The 19,195-nt window shown below is 73.5% G+C and carries 23 protein-coding genes; 11 read left to right on the top strand and 12 right to left on the bottom strand.

Features of this window, described 5'->3' with window-relative positions; all coding sequences use genetic code 11:
* Window positions 1–11 precede the first annotated feature (11 nt).
* Window positions 12–764: a hypothetical protein gene (locus AWH51_RS01450; RefSeq protein ID WP_063070361.1), complete on the top strand. Its 753-nt coding sequence runs from the start codon at window positions 12–14 to the stop codon at window positions 762–764.
* A 181-nt stretch (window positions 765–945) separates the two neighbouring features.
* Here AWH51_RS01450 and AWH51_RS01455 read toward each other — a convergent pair whose 3' ends face one another.
* Together AWH51_RS01455 and AWH51_RS01460 are read right to left on the bottom strand one after the other, a co-directional pair.
* Window positions 946–1,338, bottom strand: coding sequence for a hypothetical protein (locus AWH51_RS01455; RefSeq protein ID WP_063070362.1), 393 nt, complete (start codon window positions 1,336–1,338; stop codon window positions 946–948).
* Between the two features lie 34 nt (window positions 1,339–1,372).
* Window positions 1,373–1,900 (bottom strand): GrpB family protein, encoded by a 528-nt coding sequence (locus AWH51_RS01460; protein ID WP_063070363.1) that lies wholly within the window; start codon window positions 1,898–1,900, stop codon window positions 1,373–1,375.
* A 74-nt stretch (window positions 1,901–1,974) separates the two neighbouring features.
* On the opposite strand from AWH51_RS01460, the gene AWH51_RS01465 reads away from it, so the two are divergent.
* From AWH51_RS01465 to AWH51_RS16140, 3 genes are all read left to right on the top strand, one after another.
* Window positions 1,975–2,937 (top strand): NAD-dependent epimerase/dehydratase family protein, encoded by a 963-nt coding sequence (locus AWH51_RS01465; RefSeq protein ID WP_063070364.1) that lies wholly within the window; start codon window positions 1,975–1,977, stop codon window positions 2,935–2,937.
* A gap of 98 nt (window positions 2,938–3,035) precedes the next feature.
* Window positions 3,036–3,512 (top strand): GNAT family N-acetyltransferase, encoded by a 477-nt coding sequence (locus tag AWH51_RS01470; RefSeq protein WP_063070365.1) that lies wholly within the window; start codon window positions 3,036–3,038, stop codon window positions 3,510–3,512.
* A gap of 125 nt (window positions 3,513–3,637) precedes the next feature.
* Window positions 3,638–3,796: a hypothetical protein gene (locus AWH51_RS16140; RefSeq protein ID WP_172407153.1), complete on the top strand. Its 159-nt coding sequence runs from the start codon at window positions 3,638–3,640 to the stop codon at window positions 3,794–3,796.
* Here AWH51_RS16140 and AWH51_RS01475 read toward each other — a convergent pair.
* A complete protein-coding gene (locus AWH51_RS01475) occupies window positions 3,793–4,722 on the bottom strand; it encodes an AEC family transporter (RefSeq protein ID WP_063070366.1) in 930 nt (309 codons plus the stop codon). The genes AWH51_RS16140 and AWH51_RS01475 overlap by 4 nt on opposite strands.
* A gap of 201 nt (window positions 4,723–4,923) precedes the next feature.
* On the opposite strand from AWH51_RS01475, the gene AWH51_RS01480 reads away from it, so the two are divergent.
* Window positions 4,924–6,549 carry a histidine-type phosphatase gene (locus tag AWH51_RS01480; RefSeq protein WP_063070367.1) on the top strand — a complete coding sequence of 542 codons (1,626 nt, stop codon included), beginning with the start codon at window positions 4,924–4,926 and terminating at the stop codon, window positions 6,547–6,549.
* A gap of 80 nt (window positions 6,550–6,629) precedes the next feature.
* Here the strand turns inward: AWH51_RS01480 and AWH51_RS01485 are convergent, their stop codons facing one another.
* The 8 genes from AWH51_RS01485 to AWH51_RS01520 all read right to left on the bottom strand — a co-directional run bounded on the left by AWH51_RS01485 (window position 6,630) and on the right by AWH51_RS01520 (window position 13,843).
* A complete protein-coding gene (locus AWH51_RS01485; protein WP_063070368.1) occupies window positions 6,630–7,943 on the bottom strand; it encodes a HipA domain-containing protein in 1,314 nt (437 codons plus the stop codon).
* Window positions 7,940–8,431, bottom strand: coding sequence for a helix-turn-helix transcriptional regulator (locus AWH51_RS01490; protein ID WP_063070369.1), 492 nt, complete (start codon window positions 8,429–8,431; stop codon window positions 7,940–7,942). Before AWH51_RS01490 ends, AWH51_RS01485 begins: the two co-directional genes overlap by 4 nt.
* Before the next feature lie 150 nt (window positions 8,432–8,581).
* Entirely contained in the window at window positions 8,582–9,025 is a 444-nt protein-coding gene (locus AWH51_RS01495) for an SRPBCC family protein (RefSeq protein ID WP_063070370.1), read from the bottom strand.
* Between the two features lie 184 nt (window positions 9,026–9,209).
* Window positions 9,210–10,913 (bottom strand): MDR family MFS transporter, encoded by a 1,704-nt coding sequence (locus tag AWH51_RS01500; protein WP_063070371.1) that lies wholly within the window; start codon window positions 10,911–10,913, stop codon window positions 9,210–9,212.
* On the bottom strand, window positions 10,910–11,569 hold the full coding sequence (locus AWH51_RS01505) for a TetR/AcrR family transcriptional regulator (protein WP_063070372.1): 660 nt from the start codon (window positions 11,567–11,569) through the stop codon (window positions 10,910–10,912). Before AWH51_RS01505 ends, AWH51_RS01500 begins: the two co-directional genes overlap by 4 nt.
* A 47-nt stretch (window positions 11,570–11,616) precedes the next feature.
* Window positions 11,617–12,306 (bottom strand): DUF3349 domain-containing protein, encoded by a 690-nt coding sequence (locus AWH51_RS01510; RefSeq protein WP_063070373.1) that lies wholly within the window; start codon window positions 12,304–12,306, stop codon window positions 11,617–11,619.
* A gap of 2 nt (window positions 12,307–12,308) precedes the next feature.
* Window positions 12,309–12,614 carry a hypothetical protein gene (locus AWH51_RS01515; RefSeq protein WP_063070374.1) on the bottom strand — a complete coding sequence of 102 codons (306 nt, stop codon included), beginning with the start codon at window positions 12,612–12,614 and terminating at the stop codon, window positions 12,309–12,311.
* An 11-nt stretch (window positions 12,615–12,625) separates the two neighbouring features.
* On the bottom strand, window positions 12,626–13,843 hold the full coding sequence (locus AWH51_RS01520; protein ID WP_063070400.1) for an inorganic phosphate transporter: 1,218 nt from the start codon (window positions 13,841–13,843) through the stop codon (window positions 12,626–12,628).
* Window positions 13,844–13,958: 115 nt separating this feature from the next.
* Here AWH51_RS01520 and AWH51_RS01525 point away from each other — a divergent pair, with 115 nt between their 5' ends.
* The 6 genes from AWH51_RS01525 to AWH51_RS01550 all read left to right on the top strand — a co-directional run bounded on the left by AWH51_RS01525 (window position 13,959) and on the right by AWH51_RS01550 (window position 18,688).
* Complete coding sequence (locus tag AWH51_RS01525) at window positions 13,959–14,522, top strand: GNAT family N-acetyltransferase (protein WP_063070375.1); 564 nt, start codon at window positions 13,959–13,961, stop codon at window positions 14,520–14,522.
* Window positions 14,523–14,658: 136 nt separating this feature from the next.
* Window positions 14,659–16,080: a DUF6421 family protein gene (locus AWH51_RS01530; RefSeq protein WP_063070376.1), complete on the top strand. Its 1,422-nt coding sequence runs from the start codon at window positions 14,659–14,661 to the stop codon at window positions 16,078–16,080.
* Complete coding sequence (locus AWH51_RS01535) at window positions 16,077–16,706, top strand: SDR family oxidoreductase (protein WP_063070377.1); 630 nt, start codon at window positions 16,077–16,079, stop codon at window positions 16,704–16,706. The genes AWH51_RS01530 and AWH51_RS01535 overlap by 4 nt, the downstream gene beginning before the upstream one ends.
* 122 nt (window positions 16,707–16,828) lie before the next feature.
* Window positions 16,829–17,731, top strand: coding sequence for a hypothetical protein (locus AWH51_RS01540; RefSeq protein WP_063070378.1), 903 nt, complete (start codon window positions 16,829–16,831; stop codon window positions 17,729–17,731).
* Window positions 17,732–17,843: 112 nt separating this feature from the next.
* The gene (locus AWH51_RS01545; protein ID WP_063070379.1) at window positions 17,844–18,362 is read left to right on the top strand and encodes an AAA family ATPase; all 519 of its coding nucleotides are present in this window, start codon (window positions 17,844–17,846) and stop codon (window positions 18,360–18,362) included.
* A 20-nt stretch (window positions 18,363–18,382) separates the two neighbouring features.
* Window positions 18,383–18,688 carry a DUF1905 domain-containing protein gene (locus tag AWH51_RS01550; RefSeq protein ID WP_081234759.1) on the top strand — a complete coding sequence of 102 codons (306 nt, stop codon included), beginning with the start codon at window positions 18,383–18,385 and terminating at the stop codon, window positions 18,686–18,688.
* A 13-nt stretch (window positions 18,689–18,701) separates the two neighbouring features.
* Here the strand turns inward: AWH51_RS01550 and AWH51_RS01555 are convergent, their stop codons facing one another.
* Entirely contained in the window at window positions 18,702–19,061 is a 360-nt protein-coding gene (locus tag AWH51_RS01555) for a VOC family protein (protein WP_063070380.1), read from the bottom strand.
* Window positions 19,062–19,195: the final 134 nt, after the last annotated feature.

Consider the following 19,195-nt stretch of genomic DNA (forward strand, 5'->3'; position numbering starts at 1 on the left):
ACGATGCGGGGATGGACGACGACGACCGGCGCGCGGAGATCGCGGAGCTCGTGGAGCTGCGCCGCCGGGTCTTCGGGCCGGACGCGGAACCGGGCGACGCCGACGCGCTCGCGCGGCTCCGGGAGCTGGAGGGGCGCGGGCGCGCGCGACGCGAGCGGACGGCGGATCCCGAGGCCGGCGACGGCGACGATCCGCGCACGGATGACCCGGGCACCGACGACGACCCGCACGTCGACGACGCCCGCGACGGCGGACCCGCGGACGCGCCGCCGCGTCACGGTGCGCGCCGGCCGCGCATCCGCCCGCGCCTCGCCGCCGTGTGGGCCGCCTCGGTCGTGATCGCCGCGCTCGCCTCCGCGGGCGCGACCGCGTGGTGGCTCGACGACGATCGCGACACGGTCGCGGAGCTCGCGCTGGAGCCGCCGCCGGTGCCCGACAACGCGACCTACCTGTCGGTCGACACCGGAACCATCGCGAAGGGATCGCTGTTCGCGCCGTTCCACGGGATCTCGGTGGCGCGCGTGCCGATGATCGAGTCGTCCACGGGGGTCGAGGAGATCTGCCTGGTCGCCGGGCCCGCGGAGCAGGACGGGGCGGTGAGCGGTCCGGCCGGCTGCGCGACCGGCGCCGTCCCCGCCCGCACCGCGATCGTCATCACGGCCGACCAGCCGCAGGAGCTCCGCGACGCGTTCCCGCTCGGCACCACGCTGACCTTCGAGCTGGAGGCCGACGGCGAGACGGTCCGGGTGCGCACCGTCGGGTGACGCGGGACCGCGTCGTCCTCTCCCGATCCGCGGACCGGCGAGCGACGGCGGATGCGATAGGTTGTGTGCTGTTCGGGGAGCGCGCCTATCGGGGCGCCTCGTCTGGTTCGATTTCCGGAGCTCTCCACCACTGGCCGCCGTTGCGGCGCGCGCCCGCCGAACCGGATCCGGAAGGGGTCGGCTACTCCTCGGGTCGCGCGTACGAGACCGGCAGCAGGTCGCGGATCGCGACCATCTCCGGCCCGTCGGCACCGGGCACGGCCACGCGGATGCCGGGCTGGAGGTCCAGCATCACCTGGCGGCAGCGACCGCACGGCGGGGCGACGCCGCGACCGCCGTCGCCCACGGCCGCCATCGCCACGAGCGGTCCGGCGTGCGCCGCGACGGCAGCGCCCAGCGCGACGAGCTCCGCGCACGGTCCGCCCGTGAAGTGCAGCACGTTGACGCCGAGGTGGATGCGGCCCGCCGCGTCGAGGGCCGCGGCCGCCATGGTGTGGTCCGGGTCGGCGCCCAGCGTCCGGGCGAGCGCCTCGGCCGCGTCGATCAGGCGGGCCTCGGAGTCGTGGAGGGGCATGCGCACATCCTGGCGCACGGGTGCGCGCCCCGCGTCACTTGTCGCCGACCCGCACCGGCGGCAGTCCGCGGTCGGCGCGCTCGGCGTTCACCAGCTCCTCCACGAGGGCGGTCTTGCCCGCCGTGTAGGCGAGCCCGTCCTCGGCGGTCGCGGCGAGCCGCGCCTTGAGCGCGTCGTAGCGGCGCCGGGCGTCGGGATCGCGCAGGAGCCGGTCGCGGAGGAGGCGCTGCGGGCACGTCGCCCACGTCTCGGCCGCGAACACGTGGAGGATGTGCGTCCGCACGCCACCCGCCATCCGCACGTGCACGCCGTGGTTCCGCGGGCCGGTGCGGTGCTGCGCGTAGCCGAGCGGATGCAGCTCCGGGTCGAGCCCGAACGGGTCGACGCCCGGTGCGGCGGCGGCGGCCAGGTCGAGGACGGGCTTGGCGCGGAGGCCCGGCACGGCCGTGCTGCCGATGTGCTCGACGGCCGTGAGCGCGTCGCCGGCGGCCCCGCGGATCCGCTCGGCCTCGGCGCGGAACGCCTCCGCCCACGCCGGGTCGTGCTCCTCGAGGCGGATCATCGCGCCCACCCTAGCGACGGACCCGGCCGCCCCGACCACTCCGGCCGCCCCGGCCGCCCCTAGGCTCGACCACCATGCCCTCCTCCCCCTCCGCGCGGCGCGCGCTCCTGCTCGGCGGCACCGGCGCGATCGGCGGCGCGACGGCCGCCCGGCTCGCGCGCGACGGCTGGACGGTCGACGTGACCGGCCGGGATCCGCTCGGCATGCCCGCCGAGCTGACCGCGCTCGGCGTCCGCTTCCACGCGGTCGACCGCGCCGACGCGCGCGGCATCGAGCGGCTCGCGGGCGACGGGGTCGACCTGCTCGTCGACCTCGCGGCCTTCACCGCGGCCGACGTCGAGGCGCTGCTCCCGGTGATGCGGGCGAGCGGATCCGTGGTCGTCGCGTCCTCCCGCGCGGTGCACGTCGACGCGGAGGGCCGGCACGTCAACGGCGACGAGCCGCCGCGCTTCCCCGTGCCGATGCCGGAGTCGACGCCCACGCTCGCGCCCGCCGCGCCCGGCACCGACCCCTTCACGCGCGAGGGCTACGCGCCGTCGAAGGTGGCCGTGGAGCGCGCGGCGCTCGACAGCGGGCTCGCCGTCACGGTGATCCGGCCCTCCAAGGTGCACGGCCGGTGGGCGCGGAACGCCCGCACGCGCGGCATCGTCGAGCGGATGCTCGGCGGCGCCGGGACCGTCGAGCTCGCCGACCGCGGCGCCTCCGTCGACCACCTCACGGCCGCGGCCAACGCGGCGGCGCTCATCGCGCGCGTGGCCGACGTGCCGGGTGCGCGGATCCTCAACTCGGCCGACCCGGATCCGCTCACGGCCGCCGAGATCGTCCGGGTGATCGCCGATGAGCTCGGCTGGCGCGGCCGCATCGTGCCGCTGGAGCCGGGTGCCGAGGGCGGGGCGCACCCGTGGGCCGCGCCGCACCCGATCGTGCTCGACACCCGGGCGTCCCTCGCGCTCCGCTACGCGCCGGTCGGCCCGGGCGCGGAGCTCCTGCGCGAGGAGGTCGCGTGGGTCCGCGACGGGGTCCGTCGGTGCGACTGAGCGCGCATCCACGCGATCGCGGGGCGCGGTCGCGGGGCGCGGGGCGCGGCCCGTGGACGCCCGACCCGTGGCCCGCGCCGACCTGCCACGATGCCGGCATGCCCGTCGTGACCGTGCGCCCCCAGACCCCGACCGAGCTCGCCGAGATGCTCCTCGCCGCGGAGGAGGACTACGCCGAGCGCCAGGTCGAGGCGGGGATCTGGTCCGCCGCGGACGCCCGCCGCCTCTCCGCCGCGGAGACCGCCCGGCTGCTCCCCGAGGGGATCGCGACGCCGCGCACCCTGCTCCTGCGCGGGCTCGACGAGGACGGCGTCGGGGTCGGCAGCGCCTGGGTCGCGCTCGACCACCCGAACGGCTCGCCGGACACGGCGTTCCTCTTCGAGTTCCTGGTGGACCCGTCGCGGCGCGGATCCGGGTACGGCCGGGCGCTCCTCGCCGCGGTGGAGGACGCGACGCGCGCCGCCGGCGCCCCCGCGCTGGCCCTCAACGTCTTCGGCGCCAACCGCGTCGCGATCGCCCTGTACGCGTCGGCGGGATACGGGGTGACGGCCCAGCAGATGCGGAAGGCGCTCTGACGCGCACCGCGACGGGCCTGGCCGATCCCCGTCGGATCCGCCGCCGACCCGGTCGTCGCGGGCCGTCCCTGGCAGGGTCGAGGAGCGGGCTCCCACCGGATCCCGCAGAGCACCCGAGGAGCACCATGCCGCTGATCCGCTTCCTGTTCGTCGCCGTCCCCGTCATCCGCCGGTTCCTGCGCAGCCGCCAGGGCAAGGCCGCCATGGCCAAGGGCAAGGCCCAGCTGGCCAAGCGCTCGCAGAAGCGCGCCGCCCAGCGCGCCGCCGCGACCCGCCGCCGCTAGGTCCCGGGGGCGAGCAGCGCCGCGATCACCAGCAGCACCGGGATCGACGTGACGGTCGTGATGAGCACCGTGTCGCGCGCCAGCACCACGCCGCGCTCGTAGCGCGAGGCGAAGTTGAAGATGTTCTGCGCCGTCGGCAGTCCCGCGATCACGGTCGCGGCGAACGTCTGCTCGGCGTCGAGGTGGAAGGCGAAGCGGGCCAGCAGGAAGGCGGCGAGCGGCATGACCACGGTCTTGATCGCCGACGCCACCACGATCTCGCCCCGCCCCGATCCCGGCGCGAGCGGCTTCCGCCCCACGAGCGACATGCCGAACGCCATCAGCACGATGGGGATCGCCGCGCCGCCGATCAGCCGGAACGGCTCGTACACCGCGTCGGGCACCGGCAGCCCCGTCACCGCGATGAGGATGCCGAGCAGCGACGCGATGATCATCGGGTTCCGCAGCGGCTGCGTGAGGATGCCGACCACCGACGCGGATCCGCGGCTCGAGATGTCGAGGATGGTGAGCGTGGTCGGCGCGAGCACCAGCAGCTGGAGCAGCAGCACGGGCGCGACCAGCTGCGCGTCGCCGAGCACGTAGATCGCGACGGGCAGGCCGATGTTGTTGGCGTTCACGTAGCTCGCCGAGGCCGCGCCGATGGTGGTCTCCGCCACCGGACGGCGGAACAGGATCCGCGCCACGACGAGGTACAGCACCGCCGCGACGGCCACCGCGGACGCCGACGCGAGCAGGAACGACGAGAACACGACGTGCAGGTCGGCCTTCGCGAGCACCGTGAAGAGGAGCGCGGGCGTCGCGACGAAGAACGCGACGCGGTTGAGGGAGTGCTGCGCGCCCGGCCCCGCGAGGCCCGAGCGGCCGACGGCGTAGCCCACCGCGATGATGAAGCCGATGATGGCGAACCCGGTCAGCACCCCGATCATCCGGCTCCCCTCGCCACGCGTCGCCTCCACCCTACGGGCGCTCGCGGGCGGCGCCGACACGCGCGAGCCCGTCCGGCGTTCAGCGCCGGGACACCGGCCGGGCCCCGACGCGTCACCGTCACCGCATAGCGTCGGGAGCGTCGCGACCGCGACCGCTCCCCCGCCGGCGCCGTCGCGCCGCGCCCGCTCCGCCAGGAACCCATGCCCCTCCGCTCCCTCCGCCTGCCCGCCTCCCTCGTCCTCGCGCTGGGTCTCGCCGTCGGCGGATCCGCGCTGCCGGCCCTCGCCGCCACCGGCGCGGGCGCCGGGACCGGCGCGGGGACCGCCGCGTCCGCCGACCGCCCGCACTACAGCAGCAAGACCCCGTACGCGCCGCAGGGGTCACCCGCCGACCTGGCGCCCGCGCCCGCCGGCTTCGTGCCGGTGTACACGGAGTCGGTCGCGCGCCACGGGTCGCGTGCGCTGTCGAGCTTCAAGTACGACTCGCTGACCACGCAGGTGTGGGAGCAGGCCCGCTCCGAGGGCGCGCTCACGACGCTCGGGCAGACGCTCGGCCCGGAGGTCCAGAAGCTCACGGCCGCGAACCGGAAGCTCGGCTACGGCAACCTCACCGGTCAGGGCGCGGACCAGCACCGCGGCATCGGGAGCCGGGTCGTCCAGCGGCTCCCGGCGCTGTTCGCCGGCGTCGACGCGGGATCCGACGCCATCGCGCTCGAGAGCTCGGGCGAGGCGCGCGCCACCGCGTCGGGGAAGGCGTTCGCGAAGGGCCTGACGTCGGCGGATCCGCTCCTCGCCTCGCACCTGCCGAAGGACATCGCGAAGGACCCGGACACGCTGTACTTCCACAAGTCGGACGCGAACGCCGACTACCAGGCGTACGAGGACGGCCCCGCGGTGACCGCCGCGGTCGCCGCCATCACCGACCAGCCGCGCAGCCACGAGGTCGCCCGCCGCACGCTCGAGCGCATCTACACGCCCGCGTTCGTCGACCGCCTCGCCGCGGGCAGCTACCGCTTCGTGGACGGCGGCGACGGGAAGACCACCGTCGACGACGAGGTCGACGCCGCGATGATGCTCTACAACCTCTACATCATCGCGCCCGACATGGCCGACGAGGTCTCCGTCGACTTCGACCGCTACGTCACGAGCGCCGACGCCGAGTGGTTCGCGTACCTGCTCGACGCGGAGGACTTCTACTCGAAGGGCCCGGCGTTCCAGGGCAGCGACATCACGTACCGGATGGCGACGCCGCTCCTCGACGACTTCCTCGACTCGATGGACGCGCGGCTCGCCGGCTCCTCCACCGCCGCGACGTTCCGGTTCGCGCACGCCGAGACGATCATCCCGTTCGCGGCGCTCCTCGGCCTGCCGGGATCGACGCAGCAGGTCACGCCCGAGGCGCCGTACGACTACGCGACGAACGCGTGGCGCGGCGAGACCGTCACGCCCATGGCCGCGAACGTGCAGTGGGACGTGTACCGCGCCGCCGACGGCCGCGCCGTCGTGCGCATGCTCTACGACGAGAAGGCGATCCCGTTCCGCACGGGCTGCGCGCCCATCGCCGCCGGCTCCCTCTTCTACGACGTCGCCGAGGTGCGCCGCTGCCTCACGGGCGCCGCCGCGGCGCCCGTGGCGTCGGGCGCTCCCGCCGACCCCGCATCCGCGGCCGGGGTCGCTCCGGCCGGATCCGCGTCGTCGCACGGCGCGGAGCTGCCCGCCACCGGCATGTCGGCCGACGAGCTGCCGTTCCTCGCAGTGCTGGCCTTCGCGCTGGCGGCGGCGGGGATCACCGCGGTCGGCATGGTGCGGCGGCCTCACCGGCCCTAGTCGGCCCCGGACGCTCCGCCGTCGGCGCGACCAGCCCCTCCATCACGTCGAGGAACGGGCTCAGCCCCGGGGGCTCTGCCTCAGATGAGGATCTTCCGATTCAGGATGCGCAGCACTTGCTCGGAGCGGATCTCCAACCGATCGAGCAGCGTCTCGACCGTCGACGTCCGATGCGCCTCGGACAGGCCCTCCGCCACCGCCCGGAACACGACGGGCGCGATGGACACGAAGTCCGTGGCCCACTCGAGGAACGCATCCCCCAGCAGGCCCGCTTCTCGCGCGACGGCGGCCCATTCGAAGGCACCCATCGATTCCGCCTCGTACCGCCCGGCGATGGCCATGGACATCCGCGTCGCACCGAAGGCGCGGAGCAGGTCCCGCGGCGCATCCCCCCGGGGCCGGACGTAGGGCAACAGGGAGGAGAAGTCGTACATCTCCGTCAGGTCGGATGCGGGGGCCGCATGCCGCAGCGAGAAGTTCTTGCCGTGCGCATCCGTGTTCAGCAGGAACCACGACGCGAAGAACGCCTCGACGAAGCGGGACTTCGCGAGCGAGGAGATTTCCCTGTCGGGGATGCGGTCGAGCTGGTCGAGGATGTCGCGATATCCGGGGCCGCCGTCCCTCTGGTACTTCTTCAGCCGTGGCGTGCCGGTCGCTTGCACGAGATCCTCTTGATGGAAGCGCGTGATGCTGCCATCTGGCGCAGCTCGTCGATCGAAGCGGGTGACCACGAGGGATCTCTCACCACCGAAGTCCAGCATCTCGGTCCGCGCAGCGGGGATGCCGAGCAGCGGGAGCGCCGACATCGTCACGTGCTCGACGATCTCGCCATCAGCCAGGCCGACGACCTTGGGCTTGAAGATGTGGGTCGACGGGTGCACGCCGGTCGGCGCGAACCACTTTCCGTCGCGAAGGGCCAGAGCGAACTTGTCTTGCGCGCCGCCGAGAGAGAAACGTCCCGCCTCGCCGCCCACGAGCGCCGGGTCAGGGAGATCATCGCGAATGGCCCGGATGCGCTCCGCGATGGAATCGTGACGGAGCGGATGGGGGCTTCCGGCGGAGCGACGTCCGACCCCTGTCGGGTAGAACTCCAGGGCGCCGGCCACGTCTGCTCCGTGCACGGCGAGGAGCTGGAACGGCTCCGTGTCGTCGAGGCCCGCTTCCCTCGCCCATCGATCCCGCACGGGGCCGCTGTCCGGCAGCAGGTTGTCGATGAAGTGGAACACCAACCCCCCTTCATGCCGCCGCTGCACGACCGGTAGGGACAGGGAGACAGGCGGGCCCTCTGCGTCGCTCCACGCTTCGGCGTAGTCGAGGACGTAATGACGTGGACGGATCTGCTCCACCGTGGCGACGAGCTCGCCGTAGAGGTGCACGTCGAGGACGCGGATCACTCCATGTCCTCACGGTCTTCCCCGCGGCCAGGCCGGGTGCCGGAGGGGAGCTGTCCTTGTCCGCGCATCTGCTGCTGGGAGCGCGAGAGCCGTTCCAGCGCCCCTGCCATCTCGGCGTGCATGGCGGTCGACGTGGACGAGACCGCCTTCCCATCGGGCGCCTTCACCCGCGACGCAGGGCGGGAACGATGCTCGAGGGCGGAGAGGAGGTCCGACGCATCCAGGACGACGGGCTCGTAGACCGGGATCGTGACCCGCGGCCGCCGGGGCGCAGCACGCTCCTCCGGCGTGACATGCACGTGCAACTCGAGTTCCCGGAGGACGCGGAGCACCTTCGAGAGGGTGGGATCGCCTTTGCCCGTCTCGAAGCGCGTCAGCCATTGGCGCGTCACCTCCGCCTTCGCCGCCAGCTCCTCCTGCGACCAGGCCAGATCGAGACGTCGCTGGCGCGCGACGAGACCGAGATCCGACGGCCACGAAGCGCGCATGCCCGCTCCCCTCCCCTGCCGATGTAACGCAAGTGTCCCACAGGGCGCGTGGAACGCACGCGTGACACCTACCAGGTGGAATTCGTGTGTTCCAAGCTGACTACAGCACGAGGAGGCGGCGCACGAACGCCGCCCTCCCGATGGGGGGCGTCAGGCCGTCGGCGCGACCAGCCCCTCCATCACATCGAGGAACGCGCCCCAGCCCTGGATCGTCATCTCGCGCTGCTCGGGCGTGAACTCGCCCGCGGTCTGCGTCATGGTCATGCGCGTGGCGCCGCCCGCGACCTCCTCGAGGTCGACGGTGAGCGGCGGACCGGCGGGCGCGTCCGGCTGGTCGGTCATCGTCATCGCGAGGCGTGTCGGCCGGTCGAGCTCGACGTACTCGCCCGCCCAGTCGATGGATCCGCCGTCGGGCAGGCGCATCACCGCGCTCCAGGCGCCGCCGACGCGCACGTCCATGCGCAGGGTGTCGAGCGGCACGTCGACCTCCGCGGTGCCGAACCAGGCGGCGAAGTCGGCCGGCGTGGTCCACGCGTCGAAGACGCGCTCCCGTGAGGCGGCGAACGTGCAGGTGATGACGATGGGCTCGCTCACGGCGACCTCCGGCGGCTCGTCGGGACGGGGACGGGCCGCCGCTCGTGGGACGACGGCCCTGCCGCGAGTCGACCACCCGCTCGCGCCCGTGTCAACGGGCGACCGCGGTGACGGGCGACCGCAGCGACAGGCGGCCGTAGCGACAGGCGACCCCGCAGCGACGAGCGACCGCGCGGACGAACCGTCAGCGCTCGGAGCGGCTGTCCCGCGCGTCGCTCGACGGCACCGCGATCCGCGACGCGTCGTCCGTCGCATCCGGCCCGGCCGCCTGCTCCGGGCGCGCACCCGGGCGCGCCCCGGCCCGCTGCTCCGCCTCGAGCCGCTCGGCCTCCTCGCCGCCCACCGCCTCGCCGCGGGCGACGAGCCCGGCGACGTCCGACAGCGGGATCTGCTTCAGCAGCAGCGAGAGCACGAACGCGATCGCGATGAACGGCACGAGGTACCAGAACACCGGCGCCAGCGCGTCGGCGTACGCGTCCACGATCCCGTCGCGCACCGCGTCGGGCAGCCCGTTCAGCGTCTGCGGGTCGATGCTGCTGGCCGAGGCCGCCGCATCACCCGGGGCCGCGCCCGCGCCGGCGAACACGCCCGTGAGGTTCTCGGTGAGGCGCGTCGTGAACAGCGTGCCGAACACGGCCGTGCCGAGCGCCGCGCCCACCTCGCGGAAGTAGTTGTTCGTGCTGGTCGCCGTGCCGATCTGCGCGGCGGGCACCGCGTTCTGCACCACGAGCACGACCACCTGCATGATCAGGCCGAGCCCCAGCCCGAAGATGAAGAGGAACACGCAGATCAGCCACACCGGGGTCTGGGCGGTGAGCGAGGTCATCAGCACGAGCGCCAGCATCGTGAGCAGCGTGCCGACGATCGGGAAGATCCGGTACCGGCCCGTGCGGGTGATCAGGATGCCCGAGGTGATCGACATGCCGATGAGGCCCACCATCATCGGCAGGAGCAGGAGGCCCGAGACCGCCGCCGAGGTGCCGGTGGACATCTGCAGGAACGTGGGCACGAAGCCGATCGCCGCGAACATCCCGATGCCGAGCGCCAGGCCGATGGCCGTCGCGTTCACGAAGACGGGGTTGCGGAAGAGGCTGAGCGGGATGATGGGGTCGTCGGCGCGCGCCTCCGTGAACACGAACAGCGACGCAGCCACGACGAGCCCGATCCCCCAGGCCCAGGTCGCGAGCGAGCCCCAGCCGTAGGCCTTGTCGCCGCCGAAGTCGGTGAAGAAGATGAGGCACGTCGTGGCGGCGGACAGGAACAGCACGCCCGCCCAGTCCACCTTCTTCGTGGCCCGCTTGCTCGGCAGCGTCAGCGTGACGAACGCGATGGCGAACGCCGCGATCCCCACCGGGATGTTGATGTAGAACGCCCACTGCCACGTGAGGTGGTCGACGAAGAAGCCGCCGAGCAGCGGGCCGCCGACGGCCGAGAGACCGAAGATGCCGCCGAGCGGGCCGAGGTACTTGCCGCGCTGGTTGGCCGGGACGATGTCGGCGATGATCGACTGCGACAGGATCATGAGCCCGCCGCCGCCGAGGCCCTGGGCCGCGCGGAACACCACGAACGACCAGAAGTCGCCCGCGAACGCGCAGCCGACCGACGCGAGCGTGAAGATCGCGATGGCCGCGAGGAACAGGTTCCGCCGCCCGAGCACGTCGCCGAACTTGCCGTAGATGGGCATCACGATCGTGGTGGCGAGCAGGTACGCCGTGGTGATCCAGACCTGGTGGTCGACGCCGCCGAGCTCGCCGACGATGGTCGGCATCGCGGTGGAGACGATGGTCTGGTCGAGGCTCGACAGCAGCATGCCGGCGATGAGCGCCGAGAAGATGATCCAGATGCGCCGCTGCGTGAGCAGCAGGGGCGCGGGGGCGGTGGCGGTCATGGGGTCCGTTCGTGCTGGCGGGTGGTCACGGTCGTGGGGTGCGCGATCTCGCGGAGGGCGTCGAGGCGCCGCCGCAGGATGGTCGGCATGGGATCGGCGTTGCCGGGGGCGAGGAACTCGCGCGCGCTCGCCCGGCCGAGCGCGGCCATGACCTGCACCACCACGGATGCGCGGAGATCGCCCTCCGGCAGGCCCTCGCGGCGCTCGACGAGGCGCACGTCGCTCGCCTCGTCCTCGATGGACGCGTCGAGCGCGCGGACGAGCAGGCCGGGCTCCCGGCGGAAGGCGGCGTGCATGTCCTTCATGGAGGTGCCGTCGGTGTCGAGGCGGGCCCAGCGCTGGAGGCAGAGGTCGGCGAGGGTGGCGAGGAGGTCGGGCGAGGTGGCGCGGGACGGCTTCCCCGCGGCCACGAACGCCTCCTCGAGGTCGGCGGTGTCGAGGCGCGCGGGACGCCCGAACACCGCGTCCTCCTTGGAGGCGAAGTAGTTGAAGAAGGTGCGGCGGGAGACGCCGGCCTGCTCGCAGACCTCCTCGACGGTGAAGCCGGCGAGGCCGCGCTCCGCGGTGAGGCGGCGCGCCAGGGTCGTGAGCGTCGCCGACGTCGCCGCCCGGCGTCGCTCGCGCAGTCCTGTTGCACCATCAGTCACGGAGTGCATGTTTGCACCATCTGGTGCTCAGTGCAAGTGGCGGATCCCCGTCGGGCTCAGATGCGGAAGCCCTCCGGCCAGCCGTGCGCCTCGAGGTACGCGCGGACGCGCTCGACGTCCTCGTCGGACGGCATCTCCGAGGTGACGCCCGCGATGGCGTCGGCCACGTCGAGGCGGCTGGCGGGCAGCCCGCCCTCCGAGGCGAGCCGGGCGCTCACCTCCTGCACCTCCTCGTCGCTGAGCCGCCGGCGCAGCAGGGCGAGCAGCGGCACGAAGTCCTGCTCGGGGAGCCCGGCCGGGTATCCGGCGCGCAGCCACGCGACGATGCGCGAGATGAGACCCGTGCGCTCGGTCGCACGCGCGTCGGCGCTGTCCGGCTCGTGGAGGTCGTCGGGCGATCCGAGCGGCCAGCCCGCCGCGGCGAGACGGGCCGAGACGCGCACGAGGTCCTCCGGCATCGCCGGCCCGAGGAGCAGCTCCTCGACGCGCTCGCGGAGCTGACGGCGGCCGATCTCCTCGCCCGCCGCGTCGGCCGCGGTCGCGTCGTCGACGAGCTGGTCCACCACCTGATCGAGCTCCTCGGCGGTGAGGCTGCGGCGGAGGATCCCGAGCAGCGGCACGTAGTCCTGGTCGGGCACGCCCGACGGGTAGCCCGCGCGGAGCCAGCCGACCACGCGCTGGACGATGCCGCGCTCGGGGGCGGGGCCCTCGGCGGGCCCGTCCTCCGTCGATGCGCTGGTGGTCATGGTCAGCCCTTCGAGGTGAAGGTCGGGATGACGTGCTCGAAGCTCACGGTCTGGCCGAGGCCCGTCGCGATGATGAGCGTGAGGCCCGCGACCACGGCGAGGACCACGACGGCGTAGCAGACCGCGCCGACGAGCTGCAGGAGCGGCGCCGGGAGGCCGGGACCGGATCCGGTCGCCCGGCCGCTCGTGTCGGGGCTGGCGAGCGCGAAGGAGCGGACCCCGAGCGCGAAGAGGGCGGGCAGGCCCGCGCCGAGGAGGACGGCGACCACGGCGACCTGGCCGACGGCGGAGAGGAAGAGGGGGAGCATGGCGTGGCCCTTCAGGCGTCGGCGGGCTGGGTGGCGGGGCGGGCGGGCGCGTCGTCCGACCACTCGTCGTTGACGTTGTGGGCGCCCACGTCGTCCTTGCGGGAGCGCACGTAGACCGTGATGGCGACGGCGAGGAGCACGATCGTCATCGCGATGCCGCCCGCGGCGCCGCCGATGAGGTGGCCGAGCCACCACATGACCGCGCCGACGAGGGCCGCGGCCGGGAGGGTGATGATCCACGCCACGACCATGCGCAGCGCCACCTTCCAGCGCACCTGCGCGCCCGGGCGACCGAGGCCGGAGCCGAGGATGGATCCGGTGGCCACGTGCGTGGTGGAGAGCGCGAAGCCGAGGTGGCTGGACGCGAGGATGACCGCGGCCGACGAGCTCTCGGCCGCCATGCCCTGGTGCGTGTCGATCTCGACGAGGCCCTTGCCGACCGTGCGGATGATGCGCCAGCCGCCGATGTAGGTGCCGAGCGAGATGGCGAGCGCGCAGCTGATCTTCACCCAGAACGGCACGGAGGAGGTGTCGGTCCAGCCGCCGGCCGCGATGAGCGCGAGCGTGATGACGCCCATCGTCTTCTGCGCGTCGTTCGTGCCGTGCGCGAGCGAGACGAGCGAGGCGCTGCCGATCTGGCCGATGCGGAAGGTGCGGTCGAGCCCACGGCCTGCGAGGTTCCCGATGATCCGGAACACCAGCCAGGTGCCTATCGCGGCCACGGCGCCGGCGAGGAGCGGCGACATGAGCGCCGGGAGGATGACCTTGCCGACCACGCCGTCGAGCTTCGATCCGTCGCCGGCCCAGTTGACGCCGTTGACGCCGAGACCCGCGAGCGTGGATCCGATGAGGCCGCCGAACAGCGCGTGCGACGAGCTGGACGGCAGGCCGAGGAGCCAGGTGAGGAGGTTCCAGACGATGCCGCCGATGAGGCCGGCCAGCACGATGAGGAGGAGCGCGGATCCGCCGCCCTCCAGCAGCGCCGGGTCGGGCGCCCCCGTCTTGTCCTGGATCTTGACCACCGCGTTCGTGACCGTGAGCGCGACCTCGATGCTGAGGAAGGCGCCCACCAGGTTGAGCACGGCGGAGAGCGTGACCGCGACCTTGGGCTTCAACGCGCCGGTCGCGATGGACGTGGCCATCGCGTTCGCCGTGTCGTGGAAGCCGTTGGTGAAGTCGAAGGCGAGCGCCGTGATGACGACGAGCACGAGGAGAATGAAGGGATCCACGGCGACGAGCATGCGCCCTGCCCGGGCGTCCCCTCTACGGGGGGCCCTCGGGTTCACCCGCTGTTCACCCGCGGCTGTGGAGAAGCGCGTCGCTCGGACCACCCGGAAGGACCCCATGTCCGACACCCCACCCGCATCCCCGACCGTCGCGCTGGTCCCGGTCGACGTCGACCAGGACCGCGCGGCTCTCCGGGAGTTCCTCACGTCGAACGCGTTCCCGTTCCACATGCGGTCGGCACCGACGGCCGCGGAGGTCGACGCGCGCATCGCCGACGGCGACTTCGCCGGGCCCGAGCACGAGGCGCTGTGGGTGGAGGTCGAGGGATCCGGCCGCGTGGGCCTCGTCGTGCTCGACGACCTCGAGGACCCAGGGGTGCTGTTCGACCTGCGCCTCGCGGAGCCCTGGCGCCGCGGCCTCGGCGTGCCCGTGGTGCGCGCGCTGACCTCGCACGTGTTCGGCTCGTACCCGCACGTCACCCGGTTCGAGGCGCAGACCCGCGACGACAACCGGGCGATGCGCCGGGTGCTCGTGCGCGCGGGCTTCGTGAAGGAGGCGCACTACCGCGACGGCTGGCCCGTCGCGGGCGGCGAGCCGCGCCCGTCCGTCGGCTACGCGATGCTGCGGCGCGACCACGAGACGGGGACCACGACGCAGGTGCCGGTGGACGACGAGGCGTAGGCTCCCGCGCCCGCGCACGGATGCTGCGCGGGCGTCGGGATCCACGCGCGGAACCCGCTAGCGGGACACGATCTGACGCCCACCCCGCGGATACGGTGGAGGCACCGCACGCACCCGCACGATCGGAGGTCGATCCATGTCCAGCGCCGCAGCCCCCGCAGCCGTCATCGGCGAGCCCGAGGTCGTCGAGGACGTGCGCTCCGTCGCCTCCTCCCCCGCCTGGCGCGCCCTCAAGGACGCCGCCGTCGCGCTCCAGCCGATGCAGGTCAAGGACGGGTCGATCCCCGACGCGGCGCACCACGCGGAGGCGACCCGCCTGATCACGACCATCCGCGACGGGATCCGCGCGCTCGCCCCGCTCTTCCCGCACGACGCCGCGTACCTCGCGGCTCTCGACGTGGACTTCGCGCGCTGGGTCGACGCCGGCCTCGGCGTGCCCGACTTCCTCGACTCGCTCACCGCGTTCCAGCCGCAGCGGGACCGCGTCGACGGCATCCGGCACCTCGTCGTGTTCCCGATGACCACGCAGAACGGCAGCGCGAGCCGGCTCGTCGAGGCCGTGCTCATCGAGGTGGTCTGGCCCGAGTTCGTCGCCGAGCTGGAGGCGGGCGACTACGGCAACGCGCTCTTCGTCCCCATCCGGTTCGTCGACTTCACGCCCGGCTACGACACCAACTCGGCCGTGCTGTTCCCCGAGACCGTCGCCATGCGCGAGGTGCCGACCTTCACATGGGGCGCGATCTTCGCCGACCGCGAGGCCGCCCGCTTCCGCCGCGTGGTGCGCCACGCCGCCGAGGTCACGAAGCTGGAGCTGCCGGACGACGCCCGTCGCCTGCTGGAGGACCAGCGGCTCGCGGAGGAGACCTTCGTGATGTGGGACCTCATCCACGACCGCACCCACATGCGCGGCGACCTGCCGTTCGATCCGTTCATGATCAAGCAGCGGATGCCCTTCTTCCTCTACTCGATCGAGGAGCTCCGCTGCGACCTCACCGCGTTCCGCGAGGCCGTGCGCATCCAGCGCCGGCTCGCGGCGACGGATCCCGAAGAGCGCACCGCCGCCGACGACGCCCTGCTGGAGCGCGCCGGCATGGTGCAGCATGCGGTGATCTTCGACCGCATCTTCCGCTTCGCCATCACCGGATCCCGCGTCCGCAACTACGACGGCCTCGGCGGCCAGCTGCTGTTCGCCTGGCTGCACCAGCACCACGTGCTGCACTGGACGGACACGCGCCTCACGATCGACTGGGACGAGGTGGCCGACGTGGTCGTGGCGCTCGCCGACCGGGTCAACGACCTCTACTGGCGCTCCATCGACCGGCCGAAGACCGCGCATTGGCTGGCCGCCTACGCGATGGTCACCGAGACGGTCACGCCGCACCCCGCGTCCACGTGGGCGAAGGGGCCGGACGCGCTGCCGCTCGACGGGCCGCCCAAGGGCCTGACGGATCTCGTGCTCGACGACGAGTTCCCGCTCAGCATGTTCTTCGAGGCGCTGGAGAAGAAGATGCGCGACGTGATCGGCTCCACCGCCGGCATCACGGGGCAGGCGGCATGAGCGTCGACGGCCGCGTGGTCGTGGTGGCGGGTGCGTCGAGCGCGGCGGGTCGGGCGGTCTGCTCCGAGCTGACCGCGGCGGGTGCGCGCGTCGTCGCGGTCGGCTCGGACGCCGGCCGGCTCGACGGCGTGGACGCGTCGCGTCGCGAGGTGTGCGACCTCGCCGACCACGCGGCCGTCGTGGAGCTGGCGGCGCGGATCCGCGCGGACCTCGGCGGCGTCGACGGGCTGATCCACCTGGTCGGCGGCTGGCGCGGCGGCAACGGCCTCGAAGGCCAGACCGACGACGACTGGGACTTCCTGCACGAGCGGCTCGTCACGACGCTCCGCAACACGACGCGCGCGTTCGACGCCGACCTGCAGGCGTCCGACGCCGGCCGCCTCGCGATCGTCTCCTCCACCGCCGTGCAGCGCCCGTACCCCGGCGGCGCCAACTACTCGACCGCGAAGATCGCCGCCGAGACGTGGGTGCGCGCGGTCGACCGCGGCTTCTCGAAGGCGGGCTCCCCCGCCCGCACGACGATCTTCGTGGTCAAGGCGCTCGGCGGCCTCGAGCGCGCGCTCGCCCGTCGCGTGGTCGGGCTGTGGACCTCGGTGCCGCCCGAGCGCGATCTGATCGAGGGCTGACCGGGGCTCGACACCGGCTCCGGCGGCGGTCCACCGCATCCGCCGCGTAGCACACGTCCGGGCTCGGCACGAGGCCCGCCCCCGTCCTCGATCCGAGCCCGTCGCCGGTATAGCGTCGCTCCGTGACCCCGCCCGCCAGAACCGCCGAGCACGACGCCTTCGGCCCGTGGATCGACACCGTCCGCACCCTCGACCAGGTCCCGCGCCTGTTCCGCCCGCACGGCGCCGACCCGTTCACGGCCCGTCTCGTGCTCAAGGTGCCGCGCGACATCGCGCGCCGCGACACCGATCCGACGATGGACCTCTACGAGCACCTCATCGTGGTCGGCGACCGCGAGCTCGAGGTGCTCTCGCGACGCGAACCCACGTTCGTCGCCCGCCGCATCCCCTACGCCGACGTCGTGGCCGTGCGCGACCGCGTCGACCTCCTCGACGGCCTGCTCACGCTGCACACGATCGACGGCACCGCCCTGGAGATCCCGTTCAACGGAGCGTCGGCGGACGTGGTCGTCGACCTCACCGAGCTCCTCGTGGGCCTCGCGGGGGCGGCCGGGGGCGTCCCCGTCCACGCGCCCGGGCGGGCCGAGCGGGTGGCCCCGCGCATCGACATGGGCACGGACGAGGCGGGCATCGCCTCCGCGTACGACGAGCTCACGGCGCGGGATCCGCAGCTGCGCTACCTCTCCTCGCGGCCGCGCACGCCGCTGCGGACGACCGCGACGGGCCTGGTCGGCGCGCTCCAGCGGCTCCGCCCGATGAGCCTCGCCGGAGCTCTGGCCGCGTGCACGCCGCGCGAGCTGCTGATCGTCTCGCGCCGCGACGCGGTGCTGCGCCGCCGGACGGCGACCCTCTCGATCGACCGGCTGCGGATCCTCCGCCACGCCATCACCTCGACGACCTCGGAGCCGCACCCGCGCTGGCGGGGCATGTCGACCCTCACGATCCGGGCGGGTGCCGCGACGTTCGAGCTGATCGCGGAGGCGTCCGAGCCGCTGGAGTGCGACCTGCTCACGGTCAGCCGCTGACGCGGCCCGCGGCCTCGTGGTCATCGCCGTCGGGATCGCGATCCTCGCGACCGCGGATGACCACTTCAGGGGGACGGGCGCGCACGACGACGCCCGCCCGTAGGGTCGAGGCATGACCGACGCCGTGATCCTCACCGGCACGGTCGGATCCGGCAAGACGTCGACGATGCACGCTCTCGGCGCGCTCCTCGGCGAGCGCGGTGTGCCGCACGCGATGGTCGATGCGGACGCCGTACGCCTGCTCCGTCCGTCGCCGCCCGACGACCCGTTCCACCGGGAGCTCGAGCTCCGCAACCTGCGTGACCTGTCGCGCAACTTCCGTGACGCCGGGGCCCGCGTCGTGATCGTGGCCGCCGTGGTCGAGCAGGCCGCCGACCTGCCGCGCTACGCGGAGGCGCTCGGGTCCCGGGAGCCGCTCCTCGTGCACCTCACCGCGGATCCGCGGATCGTGAGCGCCCGCCTCGACGCCCGGCACGACGGCGATGCGGACGCGCGCGCCTGGCATGCGGCCCGCGCGCCGGAGCTCGCGGCCATCCTGGAAGCGGCCGACCTCGGGGGCACGGAGGTCGACACGACCACGCGCTCGCCCGCCGAGGCCGCCGCGCTCATCGCCGAGGGCCTGCGGTGGTGAGCGCCCGTAGGGTCGAGGGCATGACCGACGACCTGCCGCTCGCCTTCACTGCGCCGCTGTGGGCGTGGGAGGCGCGGCGGGAGCTGTGGACGTTCGTGTCCCTGCCCGCGGAGCTGACGCCGATGCTGCGGGAGCTGGGGCAGGCAGGCCGCCGCGGGTTCGGATCCGTCCCCGTGCGGGTCCGCGTCGGCACCACCACCTGGCGCACCTCGGTCTTCCCGCAGGGCGACGGCACCTGGGTGCTCCCCGTCAAGCGGCAGGTCCGCGACCGTCAGGGGCTCGAGGTCGGCGACGACGTGCACGTCGACCTCGAGCCGCTGCCGTGAGCGGCGACCTCCGCTAGCCGCCGGTCGGCGGCGTGTAGAGCTGGAGGTCGTTGCCCTCGCTGTCCTGGAACGGGAGGATGCGGCCCCACTCGTGGTCGCTGATCTCGCCCGTGATCTCGGCGCCGCGTGCCTTGATCTTCGCGAGCTCGTCCTCGATCGACCCCTCGGGCGTGAACGAGATGACCGCGCCGCCGCTCGTCGACCCGCTCGTCTCCTCGCGCGCGTTGAGCCCGATCATCAGGCCGTCCGCGTCGATCTCGCTCCAGTCGTCGTCCTCGCTCGTGACCGTGAGCCCGAGCGTGTCGCGGTAGAACGCCACCGCGCGCGTCATGTCCTGCACGGGCAGCCAGACCGTCGCCACCGAATCGACCATGGGATTCCTCCTCGCATCGAGACCGGTCGGTCGACCGGCTCTCCCCTCCTGCCTACTCCGGGGGCGGGGATGCGGCCGCCGGCCGCGGCGGATCCCCGGGAACCGAGATGGTTGACAACTATCCACCACAGTCA

The organism is Clavibacter tessellarius (genome assembly GCF_001618005.1).
Taxonomy (GTDB): domain Bacteria; phylum Actinomycetota; class Actinomycetes; order Actinomycetales; family Microbacteriaceae; genus Clavibacter; species Clavibacter tessellarius_A.